Consider the following 6756-nt stretch of genomic DNA (forward strand, 5'->3'; position numbering starts at 1 on the left):
ATGCTACGCCCGGCCCCCGGCCGCCCCCCTGGGCCGCGGCGTCCGGGGGCCCGGGTGGGGTCAGGGCCGGGGGCAGAACTCGGCCTCCAGCTCGGAGGTGAACACCGCGATCGGCCAACTGCCGTTGGTCCAGTCGCCGTTGATGTTGGTGGTGAGCAGGTGGCCGCCGTCGCGGGTGCCGAAGGTGTAGGTCCAGGAGCCGTTGATGGCGCCGCCCATGCCCCAGAGGGTCGGTCCGCAGTCCAGGGTGACGGAGCCGACGCCGAGGCCGTACGCGGCGTTCGGGATCCACGCGCCGGGCGGTGTGGGGACCATCGTGAACAACTCCCGCTGCTGGGCGGGCGGCAGCAGCCGTCCGCCCAGCAGCGCGGCGAAGAAGGTGTCGAGGTCGCGGGTGGTGGAGACCATGTCGCCGGCGGCGTAGCCCCAGGAGGGGCTGAGCTCGGTCACGTCGTGGACGGGGGCGGTGGGGGAGGGGTCGCCCAGGCGGGAGTAGGCGCGTGCGTGCGGGCCGCGCAGGGCGGTGTCGTCGGGCCCGGGGGTGTAGGTGCCGCTCAGGCCGAGCGGGGTGATGACGCGCTGGTCGACCTGCTCGGCCAGGCTGGTCCCGGTGGCCCGTTCGACGATCAGCCCGGCGAGGACGTAGCCGGTGTCGGAGTACGTCCAGCCGGCGCCGGGGGCGAAGTCCGGGCGGTTGGCGGTGCCGGTGCGGACGAGCTGCTCGGGCGTGTAGTCGTCGAAGCGGTGGAGCAGGAAGCCGGTGCCCTCGTTCTCGGCGCGGACCTTCGCGTCCATCGCGTAGTTGTAGACCCCGCTCGTCATGCCGAGCAGCTGCCGGACGGTGATCCGGTCCGGCTCGTAGCCGGGCCCGTCGACGAGGCCGGGCAGCCACCGCTCCACGCTGTCGTCCAGGTCCAGCCGGCCCTCGGCGGCGAGTTGGAGGACGACGGTGGCGACGAAGGTCTTGGTGGTGCTGCCGATGCGGAACCGCTCCTGGGCGTGGCGGGGGCGCCCGGTGGCCAGGTCGGCGACGCCCGCGGTGCCGAACCAGGCGCGGTGCCCGTCGCGGACCTCGGCGACGATGCCGGGCACGCCGCCCTCGGTCACGGCGCGCTCCAGGACCCGCTGGACGCCGGGGTGCCCGTTCCGGGCGTCCGGGGTCGCGGGCGCCGGCGCGGCGGTGGCGGTGCCGCCCGCGGTCAGGGCGGTGGTCAGGGCGGTGGCGGTCAGCGCGGTGGCGCGCCTGGTGATTCCCATGCTGGTGTTCCCCCTCGGCGTGGTGTTCGTGGCCTGGGAAGAAACTAGGAGCCGCTTCACGGTCGGGTCAACGTCAACTCCATTGCCGTGCATGGTCTGTGCAGGTGGGAGCGGGGACATCCTTGCAATGGTCGTGCCGACGAATGCAACAGCTGCCCGCGTTCCATTGCAACAGTCGCCGGGGTCGGCCGATACTGGGCCGACCGAGTCCGACCGAGGAGGGGCGGGGACGGATGCCCGGAGCCAGACTGACCCAGCAGGAGCGCCACCGGATCGCCACCGGGCTGGCCGAGGGATGGGGGTACGGCGAGATCGCCCGGCAGCTCGGGCGGCCGACGTCGACCGTCACCCGGGAGATCGCCCGCAACGGCGGCCCGTCCGGCTACCGCGCCGACCGGGCGCAGCGGGCCACCGTCCAGCGCTCCCGGCGCGGGCGGGCGGCGGCCGGCCGGGAGGCGGTGCCGGAGCCGGCGGTGCCCGGGCGCGACACGGAGGAGGTCCGCCAGTTCGGTGACCGGCTGGCCGAGTTCCTGGCGCTCGGCGGCATGCCCCGGATGACGGCGCGGGTGCTGGTCTGCCTCCAGCTCACCGAGGACGGCGCCCTGACGGCGGGTGAGCTGGTGCGGCGCCTGCGGGTCAGCCCGGCGTCCGTCTCGAAGGCGGTCGGCTACCTGGAGGTCCAGGCCCTGGTCCGCCGGGAGCGCGACGGGCGCAACCGCCGCGAGCGGTACGTCATCGACGACGACGTCTGGCACCGCGCGCTGCTGGCCAGCGCCGAGCGCAACGCGGTGCTCGCCGGGATCACCCGCCACGGCGCCGAACTGCTCGGCCCGGCCACCGCGGCCGGAGCCCGGATGGACGGCGCGGCCGCGCTGCTGGACCGGATCGGCCAGGACATCGTCCGCGGCATCCGGCAGTGGCACGAGGAGAGCCGGCGCGGCCGGGAGGACGCCGGGGCGGGCGCGGCCTCCCCGCCGTGAGCGGTCTCCCGGCCCCGGCCGGGAGCGGCCGGGTGGTGCGGGTCATCCGGCCGCCCGCCCGCGGGGGTGCCCCGTCCCCTTGTCCCGGGCCGTACCCGGGGCTGGGCGGGGGCGGCCGGGTGTCACGGGCGCCAGACGGCGGCCTGGCGGTAGGGGTAGAGGCTGCCCGGCGGCCGGAGCATTCGCACGCCGACCACCAGGCCCGTGTTGTTCACGAACCGGGCGCTGTTGGTGGTGTCGGCCGGGTCGAGGTCGGTGACGGTGTTGTCGGGGGCCCAGACCTTGCCCGACTGGTACTGCCGGGAGGGTATGCCGTCCCACGCGTAGCCGGCCACGGTGCCGGAGTCGTTGATGTCCGCGGCGGTGGTCCTGCCGACCGTGGGCCGGTCCAGTTCGAGCCGGGTGAGGGTGCCGTCCGGGCTCCACCGCGCGGCGTACGTCCGCGGGAGGTCCGGGTCGGGCTGGTGGTCGCCGACGGTGGCGCCCGAGCTGTTGATCGCCCCGGGGTAGGTGCGCGGTCCCAGGTCGTGCGGGGTGCCGTCGGCCGAGCGGAGCAGGCCGTGCCAGACGCTCCCGATGCCCGGTTCCGGCAGGGAGACCCTGCCGGCCATGGCGCCGGCGTCGTTGATCCGGTCTGCCGAGCTGGCGGCGGCGGCCGGGTCGGTCACGAACGCGGTGGCGGTGCCGTCGGGGTTCCAGACGGTTCCGTGCCGCAGCCCGGTCCAGGTGTAGGACTGGCCGACCGCGACGCCCGTGCTGTTGACGTCGTAGGGCACGGCGTTGTCGTCGCCGGGCAGGGGGGCGAGGGCGACGGTGGTGCCGTCCGGGTGCCAGGCGACGGCGTGGCTCTTTCCGGTGGCGTCGGTGGAGGCGCCGACCACGATGCCGCTGCCGCCGATCGCGGTGGGGTTGCTGTGGGTGTCGCCGGGCAGCGGGGGCAGGGCGGTGGGTGTGCCGTCGGCGGCCCAGCGCACGGCGGTGGCCGTCGAGTAGGCCCGGGGGGCGGGCCAGGAGGTGCCGATGGCGGTGCCGGCGTCGTTCACCCCCAGGGCCCGCGCGTAGTCCTCGCCGGGCAGTGGCGGCAGGGTGGTGGGCTGGTGGTCGGGGTTCCAGCGGATCGCGCTGGTCTGGTTGCTCTGTCCGTCGGCCCAGGCGTAGCCGACGACGACATCGGCGTTGTTGACGGCGGTGGGATCGCTGAAGGGCTTGTCGGGCATGCCGGTGGCCAGCACGGTGATGGGCGGGGTGGCGGAGGCGGGGGCGGGCGTGGGGGCGGGTGCGGCGGCGGCCGGGGCTGCCAGCAGTGCCCCGGTGGCGAGCGCGGCCGCTGCTGCCGCGGCGGCTGTGCGGCGGAGGGCGGTGCGGATGGTCATGACACGGGTTCCCTCGTCTGCTCGGCGACATGGCGGCCGGCCTGCCGCGATGCGGATCGCGCCGGATCGGGCCGGGCGGGCCGGTGGTGCGGTGGAACGGGATGGACCGCGTGCTGCCGCCGGTGTGCGGCCGAAGACCCGGGCCGCGCGAACCGGCGGCGGTCTGTCATGGACGCGACTCTAGTGGCCGGGTTCCTCTCCCGCAGGTGAACAAGGCGTTCCGGCCGTGGTTCCGAAGGCGCGGCCGGGGCCGCAGGTGCGGCCGTTGCCGTACGGGCTGCCCGGGCCCTCGCGCCGGGTGGTGCGGGTCATCCGGCCGCGGTCGCGGGGGCCGCCGGGTGGGTGTGGTCGAGGAAGGCGCGGACCTGGTGGGCGAAGGTGTCGGGGGCGTCCGCGTAGAGCCAGTGCCCGCTGTGCGGGACCTCCGCCAGGCGGGTGTTCGGGCGTTCGCGGGCCATCCGGCGTGCGGTGGCGGGGGTGAGGAGGAAGCTGTCGGCGGCCCGCAGGAGCAGGGCGGGCTGGGCGGAGGCGTTCCAGACGGCCGTGAAGTCGCCGGTGAGGGCGGCCTGGGAGGCCGTCATGTCGGCGGTGTCGAAGAGGAACCCCCAGCCGTCGGGGAACTCGGCGGCGCTGTCCATGAAGTAGCCGGCCGGGACGCCGCGTTCCGCCAGCGCCCGGGCCAGGGCGCGGCGGGTCGGGGCCCGGCGGGGCCAGCCGGACACGTCCAGGACGGGGCTGGTCTCGGGCTCCCGGTTGAGGGTCGTCATGTCGGCGACCACGAGGGCTGCCACGAGGTCGGGGCGCCGGTGGGCGAGGTGGAAGGCGACCGCGCCGCCCATCGAGTGCCCCAGCACGGCGGCCGGTGCCGGGCCGAGCGCCTCCAGGAACGCCGCCGCGTCGGCCGCGTAGGCGTCCGGGGTGAACTCGCCCCCGTTGTCGGACAGTCCGTGCCCGCGCTGGTCGAGGGCGAGGACCCGGTAGCGGCCGGCGAGCGCGGCGGCCAGCGGCGCGAAGATCCGGCCCCGCCCGAAGTGCCCGTGCAGGGCGAGCACGGCCGGCCCGGGGCCGCCGAAGTCCAGGTAGGCGAACCGGCGCCCGCCGAGCCGGACGAACGACTCGGCGGGACGGTCCGCGGATCCGTCCGTCATCCCGTACGCCCCCTTCTCGCGAACCGCCGTGTGCGGCAGGGGGAAACCTATCCCGGGCGGCGCGGACGGCGGCGGGCCCGCTCCGGGGCCGGTCGGGGGGCGGGGCGGTCAGGTGTAGAGGGCGGCGGCGCGGCGGGTCGCCTCGGCCAGGCGGGCGCGCAGCTCGGGCGGGTGGAGGACCTCGGCCTCCGGGCCCAGGCGCAGCAGTTCGAGGTAGCCGATGTCCCAGGTCTCGACCGGCAGGGTCGCGGTGACCCAGCCGTCGGCGTCCGCCGGGCCCGCGGTGGCGAGGGCGTCGGCGGCGGCCGTCGGCTCCAGCAGGGCGGCGAGGTTCTCGACGGCGAACGGGCTCAGCCGCACCACCGCCCGCTCGCGCAGCATGGCGCGGGTGAACTCCCGGGCCGCCGCGGCCCAGTAGGCGGCGAGGTCGAACTCCGGGTCGCGCTCGAACCGTTCGTCGCCGGCCTCGGCGCTCTCGAAGCGGTCGACGCGGTACGAGCCGACCCGGCCGGAGGGGCCGCGCGCCGCGAGGTACCACTGCCCGGCCTTCAGGACCAGGCCGTACGGTTCCAGCCGCCGCTCCCGGGTGCCGGAGCGCGCCGCGTAGCGGGCGTGCAGGACGCGGTCCTCCCACACGGCGCGCGACACCTCGGCGAGCAGCGCGGGGGTCGGGGCGTCGCGGAACCAGGCCGGCGCGTCGAGGTGGAAGCGCCGGGCGGCGGCCGCGGGGGCGTCGCCCAGGGCGGCGGCGACCTTCAGCCGGGCGGCGAGGGCCTGCCCCGCCAGGCCCATGTCACGCAGCGGGCCCGGCAGCCCGGCCAGGTGCAGGACCTCGGCCTCGGCGCGTTCGAGGCCGGTGAGGCGGGTGCGGTAGCCGTCGACGAGCCGGTAGCCGCCGCCGCGGCCGCGCTCCGCGTACACCGGCACCCCGGCCTCCACCAGCGCGGCGACGTCGCGCTGCACGGTGCGCTCGGAGACCTCCAGTTCGGCCGAGAGCTCCGTGGCGGTCATCGTCCGCCGGTTCTGCAGGAGCAGCAGCAGCGCGATGGCCCGGCTCGCCCGCACGTCGCCCCTTTCCGTCGCCTGCCTGGTGTTGCCTGGTGGGCCCGCCCGTGTGTGCCGGCTGCGCGGTGCGGTGGCCCGGCTCCATTGTCGCCGGGCCCGGGGCCGGGTGCGGGCGGGCCCGGTGCGGGCGGGGTCAGGCCTCGTCGGCGGCCGCGTCGAGCTTGGCGGGGTCGGGGGCGAACGCGGTCATCCACTGCGGGTGCAGCCGGTAGTAGACGACGTCGTTGTCCCAGTCGAAGGCGTCGGGGCCGTAGAAGTCCCGGAAGTACGCGAGCAGTTCCGGCCAGTCGGCGGCCGGCTCGCCGCCGTGCGGGTTGAGGACCTCCGCGGTGCCGTGGGTGAACACGCCCAGGTCCTCCCCGCGCAGGTGCGCGGCGCTGACGGCGGGCCGGGCGGCGAGGTGCCGGGCCTTGGCGGCGCCGCGCGCGGTGCCGAAGTGCCACATGCCGTGCAGGAAGTGCCCGTCCACGCCGCTGATCCGCGGCTCGCCCTTCGCCGTCACCGTGGACAGCGCGAGCGTGCACATGCCGGTGAGCACACCGGTGAGCTGGTCGGCGGTGAGCGAGCGCTCGCTGTTGATGATCGACCGCAGGTGCGCGGTGGAGCGGGCGAGCGAGGCGTCGAGGAGGGCCTGGAGCCGGTGGAGCTCGTCGGGTGTTTCGCGCATGGGGGGTCCTTGTCTGTCCGTCGTCCCGGCCCGTGCCACCACGACACCGACCGGCGCCCCCTACTGTCCCCGCGAAACCCGACACCTTCTGTCGTGATTTCCCGCGGTGTCCTGCGGTTTTCCACGCGCCCGGCCGCTGGTGGGGGAGTGGGGGGGGGGGGGGGGGCGCCGGCCCCCCCCCCGGGGGCCCCCGGGGGGGGCGCGCCCCCGCCCCCCCCCCCCGGGCGCCGCGGCGGGGGGGGGGGCCCCGGGCCCGCGCACCCGGG

6 protein-coding genes are annotated in these 6756 nt (G+C 76.6%); 1 reads left to right on the top strand and 5 read right to left on the bottom strand.

All coding sequences use genetic code 11. From position 1 onward, the window contains the following. Positions 1 to 60: 60 nt before the first annotated feature. Positions 61 to 1257 (bottom strand): serine hydrolase domain-containing protein, encoded by a 1197-nt coding sequence (locus ACFY4B_RS18490; RefSeq protein WP_387968868.1) that lies wholly within the window; start codon positions 1255 to 1257, stop codon positions 61 to 63. A gap of 233 nt (positions 1258 to 1490) precedes the next feature. Here ACFY4B_RS18490 and ACFY4B_RS18495 point away from each other — a divergent pair, with 233 nt between their 5' ends. Continuing rightward, complete coding sequence (locus ACFY4B_RS18495) at positions 1491 to 2237, top strand: MarR family transcriptional regulator (RefSeq protein WP_387968870.1); 747 nt, start codon at positions 1491 to 1493, stop codon at positions 2235 to 2237. A gap of 122 nt (positions 2238 to 2359) precedes the next feature. Here ACFY4B_RS18495 and ACFY4B_RS18500 read toward each other — a convergent pair whose 3' ends face one another. The 4 genes from ACFY4B_RS18500 to ACFY4B_RS18515 all read right to left on the bottom strand — a co-directional run bounded on the left by ACFY4B_RS18500 (position 2360) and on the right by ACFY4B_RS18515 (position 6490). Continuing rightward, positions 2360 to 3610, bottom strand: coding sequence for a hypothetical protein (locus ACFY4B_RS18500; RefSeq protein WP_387968872.1), 1251 nt, complete (start codon positions 3608 to 3610; stop codon positions 2360 to 2362). Positions 3611 to 3918: 308 nt separating this feature from the next. Then, positions 3919 to 4758 carry an alpha/beta fold hydrolase gene (locus tag ACFY4B_RS18505; RefSeq protein ID WP_387968875.1) on the bottom strand — a complete coding sequence of 280 codons (840 nt, stop codon included), beginning with the start codon at positions 4756 to 4758 and terminating at the stop codon, positions 3919 to 3921. Positions 4759 to 4866: 108 nt separating this feature from the next. Continuing rightward, the gene (locus ACFY4B_RS18510; RefSeq protein WP_387968877.1) at positions 4867 to 5823 is read right to left on the bottom strand and encodes a helix-turn-helix transcriptional regulator; all 957 of its coding nucleotides are present in this window, start codon (positions 5821 to 5823) and stop codon (positions 4867 to 4869) included. Between the two features lie 133 nt (positions 5824 to 5956). Beyond that, on the bottom strand, positions 5957 to 6490 hold the full coding sequence (locus ACFY4B_RS18515; RefSeq protein ID WP_074006278.1) for a pyridoxamine 5'-phosphate oxidase family protein: 534 nt from the start codon (positions 6488 to 6490) through the stop codon (positions 5957 to 5959). Positions 6491 to 6756 lie beyond the last annotated feature (266 nt).

Source organism: Kitasatospora sp. NPDC001261, assembly GCF_042896795.1.
Classification (GTDB): Bacteria; Actinomycetota; Actinomycetes; order Streptomycetales; family Streptomycetaceae; genus Kitasatospora.

Bases quoted from the DNA above. Each gene is read 5' to 3' on its own strand.
- ACFY4B_RS18490 (WP_387968868.1), bottom strand. From the start codon at position 1,257: ATGGGAATCACCAGGCGCGCCACCGCGCTGACCGCCACCGCCCTGACC.
- ACFY4B_RS18495 (WP_387968870.1), top strand. From the start codon at position 1,491: ATGCCCGGAGCCAGACTGACCCAGCAGGAGCGCCACCGGATCGCCACC.
- ACFY4B_RS18500 (WP_387968872.1), bottom strand. From the start codon at position 3,610: ATGACCATCCGCACCGCCCTCCGCCGCACAGCCGCCGCGGCAGCAGCG.
- ACFY4B_RS18505 (WP_387968875.1), bottom strand. From the start codon at position 4,758: ATGACGGACGGATCCGCGGACCGTCCCGCCGAGTCGTTCGTCCGGCTC.
- ACFY4B_RS18515 (WP_074006278.1), bottom strand. From the start codon at position 6,490: ATGCGCGAAACACCCGACGAGCTCCACCGGCTCCAGGCCCTCCTCGAC.